The organism is Sphaerimonospora sp. CA-214678, from assembly GCF_050942215.1.
Classification (GTDB): domain Bacteria; phylum Actinomycetota; class Actinomycetes; order Streptosporangiales; family Streptosporangiaceae; genus Sphaerimonospora.
The window spans coordinates 3,267,419-3,282,802 of record NZ_CP192056.1 but is presented as its reverse complement, the minus strand read 5'-3'; the positions used below and the strand labels follow the sequence as shown (position 1 = coordinate 3,282,802).

Below are 15,384 nucleotides of genomic sequence, written 5' to 3'. Positions count from 1 at the left end.
GACCGCCCGGGCCGGAGGCCTTGTGCTTTCCGGCCCGCACGCTTCCTGACAGCAAGTTGCAGAGGTGAGGCAGTTTGCTGCTGCCGTTCCGCCTGGAGACGGTCGGCGTGAAAGCGCAGAGTGGGTGAGAAGGCACTTCGACAATCCCGGGAAGAGTGACTGGAAATGGACGACCGGATCACCTCGCCGCCTGATTTACCCATTGTCGCCAGGATTTCGGCGGCCATTGTCTCCGCCTCCTTCGCCGTGACCCTCGCCGCCGGGGTGGCCTTCGCCGTCGGCGTGAACCTGGCCGCCGGCGACGGCACCACCTGGGACGCGCCGTCGCCCCTGGCCGCCGCCGGTTCGGACGGCACCACCTGGGACTAGCAGACCATGACGGCGATGGAGCCGCAGGTTGAGCTGACCATCCGCCGCGCGTCCGGGCAGCCCGTACGGAACTCACCGGTCGACGGGATCAGGATCATGGCGCTGCTGCCCGGCGGGTGGCGGAAAGACCTGCGTGAAGCGACCGGGGAGGTCGTCATTCGCGTCTACGCCGGCGGAGCGCTCACCTCGGCGCGTATTCGCGCCGAGGTGCTCGGCATCCTCGCCGATCCCGGAAACGAGCACTGGCGGCTGGTGAGCTGCCGGCCGGTGACCGCCGACGACCGTTGCGAACCCGAGGAGGGAATCAGATGATCGCCCCCGTTGTGCGGGCAGGGGAGTGCCGGGTGTGGTGGGCCGATCCCTGGGAGCAGACGATCGGCACGCTGACCGAGACGCTCAGCGAGAGCGAACTGGACCGGGCCGGACGGTTCCACCGGGAGCAGGACCGCCGCAGATATCTCACCGGAGCCTGGCTGCTGCGCACGGTGACGGCCCGTCAGCTCGGCATCGAGCCGGGGGAGGTCTCGGTGGACCGGCGATGCCCGGGATGCGCGAAGATGCACGGCAAGCCGCACATCCGCGACACCCCGCTGCACGTCTCGGTGACCCATTCGGCCGACCGGGTCGGCGTGGCCCTGACCACCGCCGGGCCGCTCGGCGTGGACGTCGAGGCCGTGCCCGCCGGTTCGTTCGACGACCTCGCGCGCTGCGCGCTGTCCCCGGCCGAGAGCCTCGCCGTCGAGGCGGTCCCCGAGCGGGAACGCCATGCCGCCTTCACCGGCCTGTGGGTGCGCAAGGAGGCGGTGCTCAAGGCCACTGGGCATGGGCTGCGGATCCCGCCGGAGCAGGTCGAGATGACCGGTCCCTTCGACCCGGCGCCCGCGCTGCTGAGATGGCCGCTCACCATCCCGCCCGGCGGCGTGCGCATCCGGCTCCTGCACCCGGGCGCCGGATATGCCGGCGCTCTCGCGGTCATCACCGACGACGCCGTGTCGGTGGCGGAGTCGTACATCGGTCGGCTCCACACCGCACGGTCGGCCGTGGCCGTCACCGCCGCCTGATGAGCGCGAGAAGCCCGACGAGGCTCGACGACCCTTGACGAGGCAGGGCGGGAGGCTGCTGAATGACGGAAGAAAGTCGCCGTCCGACGCGCCGGCGGTCCTCCCGGTCCGACGCGGCGTCCTGCTGTCGCCCGCGCCAGGACCTGCACCAGGAGAGGAATCGACCTTCCGTGAGCACGACGTTCATTTTGATCCCCGGCCCCTGGATGGGCGCCTGGGTGTGGGAACCGGTCGCCCGCGGCCTGCGCGACCTCGGGCACCGGGTCCGGGCGATCACCCTGACTGGGCTGGCCGGTTCCGATGACGCGGACGTGTCGGCCATCGGTCTGGCCACCCATGTCCAGGACGTGCTGGCGACACTGGAGGCCGAGGAGACGCGCGAGGCCATCCTGGTCTGCCACAGCTATTCGGGAATCGTGGCCGGCCAGGTGGCCGACCAGGCCTTCGAGCGCGTGGCGCACACCGTGTTCGTCGAGGGATTCCTGCCGCACCACGGTAGATCGATGCTGCAGGCCTTCCCCGAGCGCCAGCGCGCCGACGAGATGCGTCTGATCGCCGGCAACCGCGGCCGGTGGCCGGCCCCCGACGCCACCGTGGTCGCCGACGGGCAGGACCTGACCTTCCGCCAGGCCCGGTGGCTCGCCGATCGTTTCGTGGGACACCCGGGGCGTACGGTCGCCGAGCCGGCCGTCCTGACCCGTCCGCTGTCCTCGCTGCGCGCCACCTACGTCATATGCGAGAAGGAGCACTTCGGCGGGCAGGTCTCCGTCGACGTCTCGGCGTTGCGCGCCGAGCCCGGCTGGACCTTCAAAACCCTCGACACCGGTCACTGGCCGATGGTCTCGGCGCCCGACCGGCTCGTGGCGCTGCTGGCGGCCGTGGCCGACCGGGTGTGACCGGCGGTCGCACGCCGGGCGGCGGGCCGCCGTACAGCATGGCCGGGATCGCCCGGGATCGCCCGGGATCGGCGGAGCGGTGGAAGATCCATTACCTCGCGGTTCCGGAGCGGCGAGGGCATCCGTAAGGACAGGCCGGGACAGGCCGGGACGGAGACCGGGTCGCCCGATGTGGCGTGTCCTCCGGCGACGCCGCCCTGTGGTGATCTCCGGCCGGACCTGCCGGCGCGATGGTCGCCGGCGCGGGCGGGACGCGGCCTACGCCGGCCTTTCCCGCTGCCAAACCAAGAATAGACGTGCTTATTGGAAATTTTAGAGAATGGGGAGATGAGGGCGGGTAGGGCCGCGATTGTTCGTCCAAACCAGCAGGAAGGCGGTACGGACATGGTTCGACCCACCGGCTTAGAGCGCCATCCCGATTTCGCGGAACTCCGGCAGACGTACGACCGGGTGGGGTCGACGACCCCCGCCCAGATCGTCGACGGGCTCACCTTCCTGAGCGGGCTCTATCTGGCCCTCTCACCCTGGATCGTGGGATTCGACCGCTTCTCGGGACTCGCCGTCAGCAACCTGGTCGTCGGGCTGTCGGTCGCCGCCCTCGCGCTCGCGTGCGCGTCGGCCTTCGGCCGTACTTACGGCATCAGCTGGCTGCTCCCGCTTCTCGGCATCTGGACCCTCGTCTCACCGTGGGTGGTGCGGGGAGGCCGCACTCTCACGCCGGCGGCGACGCCCGGGATGCCCGCGACCCCGGGACTGCCCGGACCGGGCGCCTCGGCGCTCACGGCCGGGACGATCTGGAACAACGTGGTGACCGGGATCATCATCCTGCTGCTCGGCGCGGCGGCGCTGGCCATGGCGCTGGCGTTCCGTCACCAGGGGCGTGGCGGCGAGCGCGTTGGTGGCGGCGGCGGTCACCGGACCGGCAACTGGTAGAGACCCGTGGAAAGCCGAATCGGGTAGAGATCTGCAGCGACTGCTAGGAACTGGTCGGTCTGCCCTGCACGGTGCATGCTCGGCAGCAACCGCCTGAAGGTGCTCCTCGAGGTCTTTCAGGGCCGGGGAGCATCGCCGGAGCCGCCCGGAGCCTGCGGCTGTCGCCCTCCGCCGTCTCCCATCAGCTCGCCCGGCCAGAGGAGGACGCCGGGGCGGTACTGGTGGAGCGGCCGGCTCACAGCCTCCGGCTCACGGCGGCCATCCGTGCACCGGTCACCCGCGTATCGGTCACCCGCGCACTGGTCACCCGCGCGTCGGCCATTCGCGTATGGGCCATCCGTGCACCGGTCATCCGCGCGTGTGGCACCGGCCGGGAGACGGGCACGGGGCAAAGCGGCCGCAGGCCGGCCACATAGATCATGATCTCGGTGAAACCGGGCGGCCGGACGTGCTCGATGACCTCGATGACGGAGCCGGCCGGGTCGTCCAGCGGGGTCAGGCGGCGCCGGGTCTCCCCGGAGCCGCCCGACGCCGGGACCGTTCACCGTGTCGCTCTCCCCGCTGTGTCCCCCGCCTCCCTCCCTCTCCACCCGCGGCGCCGGCGTTCGTGTCCGGCCGGCGCGCCGGATCACGACGGATCACGCCGCCGCCCGTAGGCCCGTGTCTTCGGTTGACGTGTTTCGGGGACTTCGACGAAAGTTTCATACCCGGTGGTACGCACCCACCCGTCTCTGCGTCACTCTCTGCTCTCGCTGGATGGCGCCGGTCGTCGACCGGTGACCGGGTCGTACCGGGCGAGTTCGCCGTTTCGGCACGTGACGGCGTCAGCGGACGGTTACACGAAGAGTATCGGGCGGTTGCGCATGCGGTGAGCACCGGCATGCGCGCCTCGGAAGTTCATTGACTCGACACCTGACATTCATCTATGGTTCCGGGCAAGTTCCCGAAAGTTTATCCAAAAGACCGAAATTTTTCGGTCGCCTGTCCTGCGGACCCGGCCAGGAAGTGGGCGGTGTCCGGCCAACCCCGGCAGCGGCTCAGGAGGAACGAACGCATGTCACAGCTCGTCCTGTTCGCGATCGATATCTGCGCGGTGGTACTGCTCGTCTTCGGGCTCTACTTCCCGCGACACCGCCGCCGCGATCTGGTCGTCGCGTATCTGGGGGTCAATGTCGGCGTCCTCGCGGTGGCGAGTGCGCTCAGCGCCAGCAACGTCGGCGCCGGGCTCGGGCTGGGGCTGGCGCTGTTCGGCGTGCTGTCCATCATCCGCCTGCGCTCGACGGAGCTCGACCAGCACGAGGTGGCGTACTACTTCTCCGCCCTCGCGCTGGGCATCCTCGGCGCGCTGAGCACCACCTCGGTCTGGCTCAGCGGCGGCCTGATGGTGCTCATCCTCGTGGTGATGTTCCTCGGCGACCACCGGCGGCTGTTCCGGAACTACCGGCATCAGATCCTCGTGCTCGACTCGGCCATCACCGACCACGTCGCACTCGTCGCGCACCTGGAACAGGTACTGCACGCCCGGGTGCACGCCGTCACCGTCCAGCGGCTCGACCTGGTCAACGAGACCACCCTCGTCGACGTCCGATACGCGCTGACCGACCGCCTGACCGCCGAGCCCGGCGCGCCCGTGGCCTCGGGAGCACGCCGATGAGCACGACGCCCATCGTGCCGGAGCTGGCGCGGCTGGCCCCGGTCGGGGTCGCCGAGCTGGTCGACCGAGCCGCGTTGCAGACCAGGGTGGACCGCAAGTACGTCGTCCCGACGGAGGTGCTGCCCCGCCTGCTGGAGCAGCTCGCGCCGCAGGCCCGGGTGCTGGACATCGACGGCGGACGCACCTTCCGCTACAAGTCGGTGTACTTCGACACTCCGCAACTGGCCAGCTACCACTGCACGGCGTATCGCAGGCGCCGGCGCTTCAAGGTGCGCACCCGCACCTACGTCGACTCGGAACAGTGCTGGCTGGAGGTCAAGATCCGCGGCGCGCGGGGGAGCACCACCAAACACCGGCTCCCCTACCACCCGTGGGACAGCGGCACCGTGCGGCCGGGACGTGACTTCGTGGACGAAGCGCTCGTCCGCGAGTCGATCGGCCCCGCGGCCGGGAGTGCACTCGACCCTGTCCTGGTCACCGAATACCGGCGCGCCACCCTGCTGCTGCCGGAGACCGCGAGCCGGGTCACCATCGACACCGGGCTCACCTGGCGGGACGGCACCGCCACGCTGCGGCTGCCCGGCCTCGCCGTGGTCGAGACGAAAACCGCCTCGGCCGCCACGACGGTCGACCGCATGCTGTGGCGGAGAGGGATCAGACCCGCCCGGATCTCCAAGTACGCCACCGGCCTGGCCGCGCTCCGCCTGGACCTGCCCGATGTGCCATGGCGCCGGACGCTGCGCCGCCACTTCCGCGGCGCCGCGTCGCCGGCCGCCCCGGAACCGACCATCTCCCCCCGACCCGAACAGGAGACATCGTGCGTCTAACCCATCGCACGACGGTGGTCGCGGCCGCCGCCGTGCTACTGGCGGGGCTCCTCACCCCGTCATCGGCCCAGGCGGACACGGTGTCCGCCCAGACCACGGCCGCGGGCGCCGCCGCAGCGGCAGCGGCGAGCGCGGCCGACGATCTGGTCGGCGACATCGTCTTCTCCGTGCCGAGCGGCACTTTCCAGGGGGAGGTGAGCGTGTCGCTGAGCACCGCGATCAGCGGCGCCCAGATCCGCTACACCACCGACGGGAAGCCGCCCACCGAGCAGTCGGCGCTCTACCAGGGCACCCCGCTGCGCTTCACCCGCACCACCCAGCTCAGGGCCCAGGCGTTCATCGGTCAGACCGCGTCCGGCGCGCCGGGTACGGCCCTGTACGTCGCTCGCGGCACCACCACGGCCCACGACCTGCCGGTGATGGTGCTCGATTCGTACGGCAAGGGAAAGCCCGACCGGGAGTACTTCGACGCCGCCGCCATGATCTTCGACCCGGGCGGCGGGACGACCTCGCTGGCCGCGACCCCGGCCGTGGCCACCCGCGCCGGATTCAAGCTGCGGGGGCAGTCGTCGGCCACGTTCGCGAAGACGCCGTACCGCATCGAGTTCCGGGACAACGAGGATGACGACGCCGACTACCCGGTGCTCGGCATGCCGGAAGACTCCGACTGGGTGCTGCGCGGGCCGTTCCCCGACAAGTCGCTGATCCGGGAGGCCTTCGTCTACGACCTCGGCAGGGAGATGGGCCTGTACGCGCCGCGATACCGCTTCGTGGAGTTCTACCTCAACACCGACGGCACCTCGGTGGGCGCCGAGGACTACATGGGCGTCTACATGATCGTTGAGACGATCAAGAACAGCAAGAACCGGCTCGACCTCAAACAGCTCGATGAGGACGACGTCACGCTGCCGAAGATCCAGGGCGGCTACATCTGGAAGTTCGAGTGGATGGCCGCCGAGGAGCCGACGTTGCCGTGCAGCGGTTCGTCGAGCACCTGCTGGAACTACCTCGAGGTGGTCGATCCCTCGCCGCTGCAGCAGCAGCAGAAGGACTGGCTGCGCGACTACATCCAGACCTTCCACGACGTGCTGCACGGGCCGGACTTCGCCGACCCGGAGACCGGCTACCGGGCGTACATCGACGTCGACTCCTTCATCGACCAGCTGATCGTCTACGAGCTCAGCCGGAACATGGACGCCTACGTCCGCAGCGCCTACTTCCACAAGGACCGGGACACCAAGATCTTCGCGGGCCCGCTGTGGGACTACGACCTCACCTTCGGGGTGGGCGGGTTCTTCCAGAACGACCAGACCTCGGGCTGGCAGTACCAGCAGACCCGGCAGCCGCTGGCCAACGACTGGTTCAACCAGCTCATGCGGGATCCGGCCTTCGTCAACCAGGTCAGGGCGCGCTGGCAGGAGCTGCGCCGCGGCCTGCTCTCCGACTCGGCCGTGCAGGCCAGGATCGACGCGCTCGCCGGGCCGCTGACCAACGCCGCGCAGCGCAACTTCCAGCGCTGGCCGAACCTCACGACATCGATGATCGGTTTCTTCTTCACCCCGACCGCGTCCACCTGGCAGGGCCAGGTGCAGTACATGCGCGACTGGACGCTGCGCCGCGCGGCCTGGCTGGACTCGACCGCGGGATGGGGCGGTACGGTCACCCCGACCCCGACCCCGACCCCCACGCCCACTCCCACGCCGACCCCGACGCCGACCCCGACGCCGACCCCGACCCCGACTCCCACGCCCACGCCTACACCGACACCGACACCGAGCCCCACGCCGTCGCCGAGTCCGTCTCCCTCCCCGAGTCCGTCGCCCAGCCCGAGCCCCTCGCCCGGCGGGGCGCGGTGCACCGCGACGTACTCGGTGATCAACCAGTGGCCCGGCGGGTTCCAGGGTGAGGTCCGCGTCACGGCCGGCGCCACGGCGATCAGCAACTGGACCGTGTCCTGGACTCTCTCCACCGGGGAGACGATCACCCAGGCGTGGAACGCGACCGTCACGAGCCAGGGGGCCGCGGTCACCGCGCGCAACGTGTCCTACAACGGCTCGCTCGCAGCCGGTGCCAGCACCACGTTCGGGTTCCTCGGGTCGTCCACGGGGAACGCCGGCACACCCGCGCTCACCTGTGCGGGAAGCTGACGCCGATCGACGGGCGTACCCGGCACCGCGCCCCGCGCCGGGTACGCCGCCGTTCCCGGATCCGCCTCGTGCCGTGCCGGCCGGCCGTCTTCCCCCGGGCCTGTGGCCGCTGCCGGTGAGCATCCGGAGGCCCGCTGCCCGGCTCGCCGATCCGCTCGCCGAATGGTTCGAATCGGAATAAGTCGGGACAAATGTGATCTCCCTGTCATAAAAATTGGTCAAGGTGGAGGAGTGCGAGATTGGCTTAATGATCAAGTGAGGAATCGGCTGGGCACGTTCGGCCTGATCGTGCCCTCCATCGCGCAGTGTGCCGTGGGCGCCGCGCTGGCCTGGGTCGTCGCCGTTCATCTGCTCGGTCACGCCCGTCCCCTCTTCGCGCCCATCGCGGTGATGATCTGCGTGGGTGTGGGGCTCGGGCAGCGGCTGCGCAGGCTGGTCGAGCTGGTGGTCGGCGTCAGTCTGGGCGTGGGCATCGGCGACCTGCTGGTGTCCTGGATCGGCTCGGGCCCCTGGCAGATGGCGCTCGTTGTCGCGCTGGCGATGGGCGTCGCGGGGCTGCTGAACAGCGGCGAGCTGTTCATATCGCAGGTCGGGTCGTCCGCGGTGCTGGTCACCATGGTGGTGCCGGGTGAGGACGCCGGCGGGCTGGACCGGATGATCGACGCGCTCACCGGCGGCGTCATCGGCGTCGCGGCGGTCGCGCTGCTGCCCGCCAGCCCGCTCACCATCGCGGGCAAGCGTCTGTCCGGCGTGCTCGACGCCTTCTCCACCGTGCTGGAACAGGCGGCGGAGGCGATCGAGAAGGGCGACATGGACCTGGCCGCCGAGGCCCTGGAACGCGGACGCAGGACCCAGACCTCGGTCGAGGAGCTCGCGGCCGCGCTGGCGAACAGCAGGGAGATCATCAGGATCTCGCCGCTGCGCCGGCATCATCGGAGCAGACTGGCCAGGTACGAGACCGCCGCCGTGCCGGTGGATCTCGCGCTGCGGAACGCACGGGTGCTGGTCCGCCGCACGCTCGCGGCGCTGGGGGAGTCCAGCCCGCCGCCGGCCGCGCTGGCCGAGTCGCTGCGCGAGGTCTCGGAGGCGGCGCTGCTGCTCCAGCTCGAACTGGCGGCTGGACGCGAGCCGATGCTGGCCAGACAGGCACTGCTCGCCGTCGCCGCCCGGGAGCGGCCCAAGAACCTGGGATTCTCCGCGAATGTCACCATCGCGCAGCTGCGCTCCATCGCCGTCGATCTGCTGCAGGCCACCGGGATGGATCACGACACGGCCTCGGCCGCGCTGACCCCGCTGAACGAGCCGGCCTGAGCGACGAGAGCATACCGGCCGCGACGGCCGTACACGTGGTTGTCCACAACCGAATCCACAGCTGTGGGTTACCGAATGATTACTCGGCGTGATGCGATCCGCGGGCCGCACGTGCGGGTGCGGCTGCCGCGGCGGCGGCCGCCGGCGCTGGAAGCGCGCCTGCTGCCACGGTATGGCGGGATGGCCCCTCCCCGGCCGGGGGAGGGGAGTGCCGGGCACCGGCCGCCGAGGGTCGTTCTTCTAGTGGAACCAGCCGTCCCGTCCGAGGCAGGTGTTGCCGCAGTTGCCGGCGACGAAGATGTCCCAGACGATGTTGTCCCAGTCCGCGGTGTCGCAGGAGCTGCCGCAGGCGCCGCCCCAGCCCCATTCCGCGGGGGCGGTGGTCGCGCTTGCCGCGGTGGAGCCCATGGTGAGAACGCCACCGGCGAGCGCGGTGCTGAGTGCGAGCCTGGCGATGACCTTATTGAGCTTGGGCATTATGAGTCCCCCTCGAAAGGATCATGTGCCTGATTTACGGTGAAACCGACCCGATGGCCGTTAAGTGGCCATCGCCCCGCGATGTCATAATTTCCTGATCATGCTGGCGACAAACGCTGATCTGCGCCGTTTTGGCCCACCTTATTAACATAAGAGCACTTATATGCCGTCTGTGACTGATTTATCCCTCAATGTCCGATTTGAGGGTTCTCTATCGAGAGGAGCATCTGCTTTTCGCGTGACCGCCGTTTCGGCGGGCTCGTAGACGGCGCCGACGGGGTAAGCCGATCTCCCGGCATCGTACGGAGGCGCGTTCGGCTACACGGGTTCGTCGATTCGGAACGCGCCGGCCCGGTCGATCTCCGGGGGCGACGATGCGCCCAGGCCGTGTGCGCCCTTCCCGGGAGTGGCCGGCGTCGCCGCGACGTCACCTTCGCGGCCGTGCGGGACTCCGATCGAGGAGCCGACCGACCGGTGCGCGAGCCTCTCGGCGGCCGGTGGACCGCTCAGGCGCCGCTCGGCTCGACGAGGACCTTGAGGCCGCGGCGGGAGACGGCCGCGGGGAAGGCCTCGGCCACGCGGGAGAGCGGGAAGCGCTCGGTCACCAGCGACGAGACGTCGACCTTCCCGCTCTCCACGAGGCGGATCGCCCGGGGATAGGTGAGGTTCATCCGGCGCACCAGCGCGAGCGTGAGGCCCTTGCGCCGCGCCAGCGCGGCGGGGAAGGCCGTACGGTCCTCGTCGGGGATGCCGGCGAGCACGACCCGGCCACCGGGCCGCGCCGCGGTGAGCGCGATCCGCACCGCGTCGTCGTTGCCCGCCACCTCGAAGGCCGTCTGGGCGCCCATTCCCTCCAGATCGGCCCAGAAGCCCGGCCCGGCCTCCTCGGGGGCGAGCGCGTGATCGGCCCCGCCGCGCAGGGCGGCGGCCCGCCGGTGGGGGAGGGGATCGACGGCCACCACCATGGAGGCTCCGGTGAGCCGGGCGAGCTGGACGACGAGCAGGCCGATCGGGCCGCACCCGATGACGGCGACCGGTGCGCCGAGCCGTACGTGCCCGAGATCGACCGTGTGGACGGCCACGCCCAGGGGTTCGAGCATCGCGCCGTCGGCGTCGGACAGGGCGTCGGGCAGCGGGTGCAGCAGCTCCGACGGCCAGGTCATCCGCTCGCGCAGGCCGCCGTCGAGCTTCCCGTGCCCGGCGAACCGTACGTTCGGGCACAGGTTGCCGTAGCCCGTCTCGCAGACGGCGCATCCGCCGCAGGGGATCGCGGGGTCCACCGCGACCCGCTGCCCGTGCCGGGGACCGCCCTCGATGACACCGGCCATCTCATGCCCGACGACGAGCGGCTTGTCCAGCACGGCGTCGCCGATGCCGCCCTCGCCGTACCAGTGGAGGTCGGAGCCGCACAGCCCCACGGCGGTGACCCGGACCACGCTCTCCCCGGGTCCGGGAACGGGCGGCGGCTCCTCATGCAGGCGGATGTCGCCCACGCCGTGAAGCCTGGCCACACTTGCTTTCAAAGTACGCATCAAGGGGATGATAGCCCTAACAAGGTCCAGCTGGCCGAGGCGTCGGCGGCCCGGCGGCCGAGGGTCCGTGCGATGCTTGTGATCAGGCCGGAAAACAACCTGATCGGATTTCACGGGGCGGTCAACCTACCGCCGTCTTCGAGCGTCAGACGTAGGCACCGTTCGACCCCAAACGCGAGAGGGCACGACCCCATGCCTACTCCTGATATCCGGAGCGAAAAATTTCCCGGCCACAGCGAACGAGAACGGCAGGCGCGGCTCGCGCTCGACGCCGTACGCCGGAACGGCCCGGAGGCGGTGCGTGAGGAGACGCTCCGGATGAAGTGCGAACTGGTCCGCCTGTACGGCTGGGAGGGGTACCAGCTGGTGATGGCGAAGATGGAGAGCGACCTGGCGCGCCTGCGCGAGCAGTGACCCGGCGGGACGTTCTCCCCGGGATGGGTAGCATGCCGAGCGGCGGCCCCGACCCGAGGAGTGACGATGTCCCGACCCATGCCCCGGCCGACACGATCGGGGAGGCTGGTGATCGGCGGATACACCCCCGACACGGACGGGTCCGGCCCCGGGCTCACCGTCGCCGGAGCCGACGCCGGCGGGCATCTCTCGGTGCTCGCGCAGGCCGCGGCCTCCGGGCCGTCGTTCGTCATCGGCCATCCCCGGCTGCCGCTGCTCTACGCCGTGCTGGAGCGCGACGAGGGCGGCGTCGCCGTGTTCGCTGACGAGGCCGACGGCCCGCGTCCGGTGGCCGAGCTGCCGAGCGGGGGATCGTCCCCCTGCCACCTCGCGCTCGATCCGGAGGCGGCCTGGCTCGTCGTGGCCAACTACGGCGACGGCACCGTCGCCGCGTTCCGGCTCGGGCCGGACGGTCTGCCCGGTCCGGAGCCGCTGCTGTTCCGGCACGAGGGCGGCGGCCCGGACCCAGAACGGCAGGAGGGGCCGCACGCCCACCAGGCCGTCTTCGGCCCCGGCGGTGTGCTGCACGTCACCGATCTCGGCGCCGACCTGGTGCGCCGCTTCCTGCCCGGCATGCGGCCGCACCCCGGCGGCCCGGTACGGCTCGCCCCCGGCAGCGGCCCCCGCCACCTCGTCCACCACGGCGGCCACTGGTACGTGGCGGGAGAGCTGGACGGCTGCGTCGCCGTCTACGACGAGGGCTGGCGCGAGGCCGGCCGGGTGCCCGCCAGCGGCAGCGGGGAGCGCAACCACCCGTCGCACATCGCCCTCTCCCCGGACGGCCGCCACCTCTACGTGGGCAACCGGGGACCCGACACCGTGTCGGCCTTCGAGATCGACGGGCCGCGCCTCACCCCGGTGGCGGAGACGCCCTCCGGGGGAAGCTGGCCCAGGCACTTCGCGATCGACGGCGATCTCCTCTACGTGGCGAACCAGCGGTCGGACACGGTGTCCGTGCTCGCGCTGAAGGACGGCGTCCCGCAGCCGACCGGCGAGACCCTCCGCGTCGGCACCCCCTCCTGCGTGCTCCCGCGCCCGGCGGCACCCCGCGGGGTCAGTCCCACCAGAACGACCAGAAGTTCTGGCCGATGATCTGCTCGGCGTAGTCCTCCAGCGTTCCCGGCCCCTGGAAGACGGCGTCGGGGCAGAACGTCCAGTGCTCGGCGGCCACGCTCAGCGCGTGCGCCGCCGTGACGGGCGGCGCGGCCACGCTCAGCTCCATCGTGTTGAAGCCCAGGGCGACCAGCCGCACCCCGAACCTGTCCTCCCAGCTGCGCAGGACGGCCGCCAGCGGCACGGTCCATTCGTTGTGGTGCAGGGCGCCCTGCCAGCCGATGGCGACCAGCGCGTCGGCGCTCCGCGCCGCCGCTGCGAGCCCGAGCGGGGTCATCCGCTCGGCGATGACGTCGGCGTACCAGTCGGCGACCATGCCGGGGTCGGCCACCGGCGTCCCCGGCTCGGCCAGGCCGGGGCACTCGATCCCGAACGGCGTCAGCTCCGCCTCGTAGTCCCCGGCGAGATCCGCCCAGGCCTCGGCCATGAAGCCCTCGGCGGTGAAGTGGTCGATCTCGTCCGGCGAGTCCGGTGCGATCTGCCCCGCCGACCAGGGCTGCATGCCGTCCTCCAGCAGCACCGGCCACAGCCCCGACCTGCGGTGCTCGGCGCGCAGACGGCTCCACAGCCCGGCCGGCACGGGGTCGTCGCTGAGCCAGAACGAGGGCCGGTGATGGGTGCGCCACCGGTCGTAGTCGGGGTCCGGCCACACGAGTGTCCCGGGGGGAAGCTCGACGGACAGTTCCCACCTGTTCCCGCCGCCGTCGCCGAAGAGCAGGCCCAGGTCCGCCGAAAGCCGCCGCTGCTCGTGAACCGACATGCGCCAATAATGTCGGACCACGGCCCGTCTCCGCTTGTAGGGATCCTGTTGAGATCGGGCTCAGAGGAGAATCAGGCGGCACGGTCCCGCGGCGACGATCTTCGTGATGAGGCGCGCACGGCCGCCGCGATCGGCTTCGGCGAAGACGTGCTCCGGGCGGATGGTGACCGTGCGGGCGCCGAGGACCGGCGCGGCCGCGATCCGCGGGTGGAGCCGCCCTGCGCGACCCGGGCGAGCCTCGCGGAGGGCGGCTCCACCCGGCCGATCGCCGTCTCCGCCCTGACGCCGCATCGGATGGTTCACGTATCCGGCGGCGTCCGGCGGATCAGAGGTACTGCCCCGTCGACGTGGGCGGGTCCGGCTCGTCGACCCGGCGGCCGTCGCGCAGGGCGAACAGCTCGGCCAGCGTCGCACCGCAGCCGGTCGCCGGCATGCCGGCGGCGGTCTCCGGTGCGGACTCGCGCAGCCACTCGGCGGCCTGGGCGGCGTCGAGCCGGCCGATCTCGATCTGGGCGAGACACCGGCCGGGCCGTACGACCGCGGGATGCAGCCGGCTGAGGTCCTCGTTCGTCGTGATCGCGACGAGTACGTCCCGGCCCTGGCCCAGCAGGCCGTCGGTGAGGTTGAGCAGCCGGGACAGGCCCTGTCCGGTGGACTGCTTGGCCTCGGCGCGGATGAGCTCGTCGCAGTCCTCGAGCACCAGCAGCCGCCAGCGCGGCTCGTCGTCCTCCTCGTCAGGACCGTCCCAGCCGACCGCCACGTCCATCAGGTAGCCGGGCTCGCCGAACAGCCGCTCGGGGTCGAGCACGCAGTCGACCTGGCACCAGGCGGACCACTCCCTGGCGAGCGTGCGCAGCAGCGTGGTCTTGCCGGTGCCCGGCGGGCCGTGCAGCAGTAGCAACCTGCCGCAGATGTCACCGGGCGCCGTCTTCATCAGCGCGTCCAGGCGGGGCACGGCGGCCCGTGGGTAGTTGCGCCTGATCTCCGGCCAGGGCGACGTGGTGATCGGCTTGACGGATCGGCGCGGGCCGTGCACCGACGCCCACCAGAAGCCCATGCTCACGTGGTCGGCGTCGGGGGCGCTCTCCGTCGCGTCCCGCACCGCCTCGGCGAGGACCGACGCGGCCAGCTCCTCGCTGACAGCCGTCGCCGTGAGCGTGGCGGACCGGTTGACGTGGCGGACCACCCGCAACGTCCATCCGTCGCCCGCGACGAGACGGGCCTCGTGGCCGTCGGTGTGCTGGGCCACGCGCAGCAGCAGCCCGCCGGCCGCCGTCATCGGCGCGTCGGGCCGGACCCGGTCGAGGCGGGTGGTGCGCGACCAGGGCTGGGCGCCGGTCGCGAACGGCGACAGCGCCAGTGCGTCGATCACGTCGGCCGGGCTGTCGGTGTCGTCGATCCACACCCGCATCGGCACCTGGTCCGGCGCCGCGTCGGGCCGTTCCAGCGTGGGCTGCCGCTGGCCGAGCTGATTCTGGCCGGGCTGCCGGGGATCGGGGGTGAAGGGGACCTCCTTAAGGAAGGACATGCACCCATGATCTCGGCTGTACGGCCCGATGTCGACGCGTTTACGTACGGATCCCCCATCCCGGCCCCTCCTCGCCGCCGTGATCGCGTGAGCTCTCCCGGCGTCGCCTCCTGACCTCCGCGGATCCAGTGCCTGCTCACGGCGGCGTGTGCGGGTGTTCGCGAGATCGCGGCCGGGACGGGGCACGTTGGAGTTCTGGTTGGAGTGGCGGCGGGATGAGCGCCTTATGGCCGGCAGGGAGGCGTCCACGACTTATCGGACGGGCGAAAAACCTGGAAAGCGCGCAGCCGGCCGGGTGATCTCACTAGGCTCGGTCGTCCCGC

16 protein-coding genes are annotated in these 15,384 nt (G+C 71.1%); 12 read left to right on the top strand and 4 right to left on the bottom strand.

Annotated elements, in window-relative coordinates; all coding sequences use genetic code 11:
• Positions 1-165 precede the first annotated feature (165 nt).
• From ACQP1K_RS14860 to ACQP1K_RS14815, 10 genes are all read left to right on the top strand, one after another.
• On the top strand, positions 166-369 hold the full coding sequence (locus ACQP1K_RS14860) for a hypothetical protein (protein WP_433496276.1): 204 nt from the start codon (positions 166-168) through the stop codon (positions 367-369).
• A gap of 15 nt (positions 370-384) precedes the next feature.
• Positions 385-681, top strand: a complete 297-nt coding sequence (locus ACQP1K_RS14855; RefSeq protein WP_433496275.1) for a hypothetical protein — start codon at positions 385-387, stop codon at positions 679-681.
• Positions 678-1,430, top strand: coding sequence for a 4'-phosphopantetheinyl transferase family protein (locus ACQP1K_RS14850; RefSeq protein WP_433496274.1), 753 nt, complete (start codon positions 678-680; stop codon positions 1,428-1,430). Before ACQP1K_RS14855 ends, ACQP1K_RS14850 begins: the two co-directional genes overlap by 4 nt.
• Before the next feature lie 170 nt (positions 1,431-1,600).
• Positions 1,601-2,326: an alpha/beta fold hydrolase gene (locus ACQP1K_RS14845; protein ID WP_433496273.1), complete on the top strand. Its 726-nt coding sequence runs from the start codon at positions 1,601-1,603 to the stop codon at positions 2,324-2,326.
• Positions 2,327-2,710: 384 nt separating this feature from the next.
• Positions 2,711-3,259: an SPW repeat protein gene (locus tag ACQP1K_RS14840; RefSeq protein ID WP_433496272.1), complete on the top strand. Its 549-nt coding sequence runs from the start codon at positions 2,711-2,713 to the stop codon at positions 3,257-3,259.
• 71 nt (positions 3,260-3,330) lie between these two features.
• Positions 3,331-3,675: a helix-turn-helix domain-containing protein gene (locus tag ACQP1K_RS14835; protein ID WP_433496271.1), complete on the top strand. Its 345-nt coding sequence runs from the start codon at positions 3,331-3,333 to the stop codon at positions 3,673-3,675.
• A gap of 638 nt (positions 3,676-4,313) precedes the next feature.
• Positions 4,314-4,913 (top strand): DUF4956 domain-containing protein, encoded by a 600-nt coding sequence (locus ACQP1K_RS14830; RefSeq protein WP_433496270.1) that lies wholly within the window; start codon positions 4,314-4,316, stop codon positions 4,911-4,913.
• Positions 4,910-5,740 (top strand): polyphosphate polymerase domain-containing protein, encoded by an 831-nt coding sequence (locus ACQP1K_RS14825; RefSeq protein WP_433496269.1) that lies wholly within the window; start codon positions 4,910-4,912, stop codon positions 5,738-5,740. The genes ACQP1K_RS14830 and ACQP1K_RS14825 overlap by 4 nt, the downstream gene beginning before the upstream one ends.
• A complete protein-coding gene (locus tag ACQP1K_RS14820; RefSeq protein WP_433496268.1) occupies positions 5,731-7,887 on the top strand; it encodes a CotH kinase family protein in 2,157 nt (718 codons plus the stop codon). The genes ACQP1K_RS14825 and ACQP1K_RS14820 overlap by 10 nt, the downstream gene beginning before the upstream one ends.
• 255 nt (positions 7,888-8,142) lie before the next feature.
• A complete protein-coding gene (locus ACQP1K_RS14815) occupies positions 8,143-9,198 on the top strand; it encodes an FUSC family protein (RefSeq protein ID WP_433496267.1) in 1,056 nt (351 codons plus the stop codon).
• A 240-nt stretch (positions 9,199-9,438) separates the two neighbouring features.
• Here ACQP1K_RS14815 and ACQP1K_RS14810 read toward each other — a convergent pair whose 3' ends face one another.
• Together ACQP1K_RS14810 and ACQP1K_RS14805 are read right to left on the bottom strand one after the other, a co-directional pair.
• On the bottom strand, positions 9,439-9,675 hold the full coding sequence (locus tag ACQP1K_RS14810; protein WP_433496266.1) for a hypothetical protein: 237 nt from the start codon (positions 9,673-9,675) through the stop codon (positions 9,439-9,441).
• Positions 9,676-10,181: 506 nt separating this feature from the next.
• A complete protein-coding gene (locus ACQP1K_RS14805; protein WP_433496265.1) occupies positions 10,182-11,207 on the bottom strand; it encodes a zinc-binding dehydrogenase in 1,026 nt (341 codons plus the stop codon).
• A gap of 192 nt (positions 11,208-11,399) precedes the next feature.
• On the opposite strand from ACQP1K_RS14805, the gene ACQP1K_RS14800 reads away from it, so the two are divergent.
• Together ACQP1K_RS14800 and ACQP1K_RS14795 are read left to right on the top strand one after the other, a co-directional pair.
• Complete coding sequence (locus ACQP1K_RS14800; protein ID WP_433496264.1) at positions 11,400-11,621, top strand: hypothetical protein; 222 nt, start codon at positions 11,400-11,402, stop codon at positions 11,619-11,621.
• 66 nt (positions 11,622-11,687) lie between these two features.
• Positions 11,688-12,752, top strand: coding sequence for a lactonase family protein (locus tag ACQP1K_RS14795; protein ID WP_433496263.1), 1,065 nt, complete (start codon positions 11,688-11,690; stop codon positions 12,750-12,752).
• Here ACQP1K_RS14795 and ACQP1K_RS14790 read toward each other — a convergent pair.
• A complete protein-coding gene (locus ACQP1K_RS14790; protein WP_433496262.1) occupies positions 12,715-13,533 on the bottom strand; it encodes a DUF4253 domain-containing protein in 819 nt (272 codons plus the stop codon). The two genes, ACQP1K_RS14795 and ACQP1K_RS14790, sit on opposite strands and share 38 nt — an antisense overlap.
• A 325-nt stretch (positions 13,534-13,858) precedes the next feature.
• On the bottom strand, positions 13,859-15,061 hold the full coding sequence (locus ACQP1K_RS14785) for a DUF5925 domain-containing protein (RefSeq protein ID WP_433496261.1): 1,203 nt from the start codon (positions 15,059-15,061) through the stop codon (positions 13,859-13,861).
• Positions 15,062-15,384 lie beyond the last annotated feature (323 nt).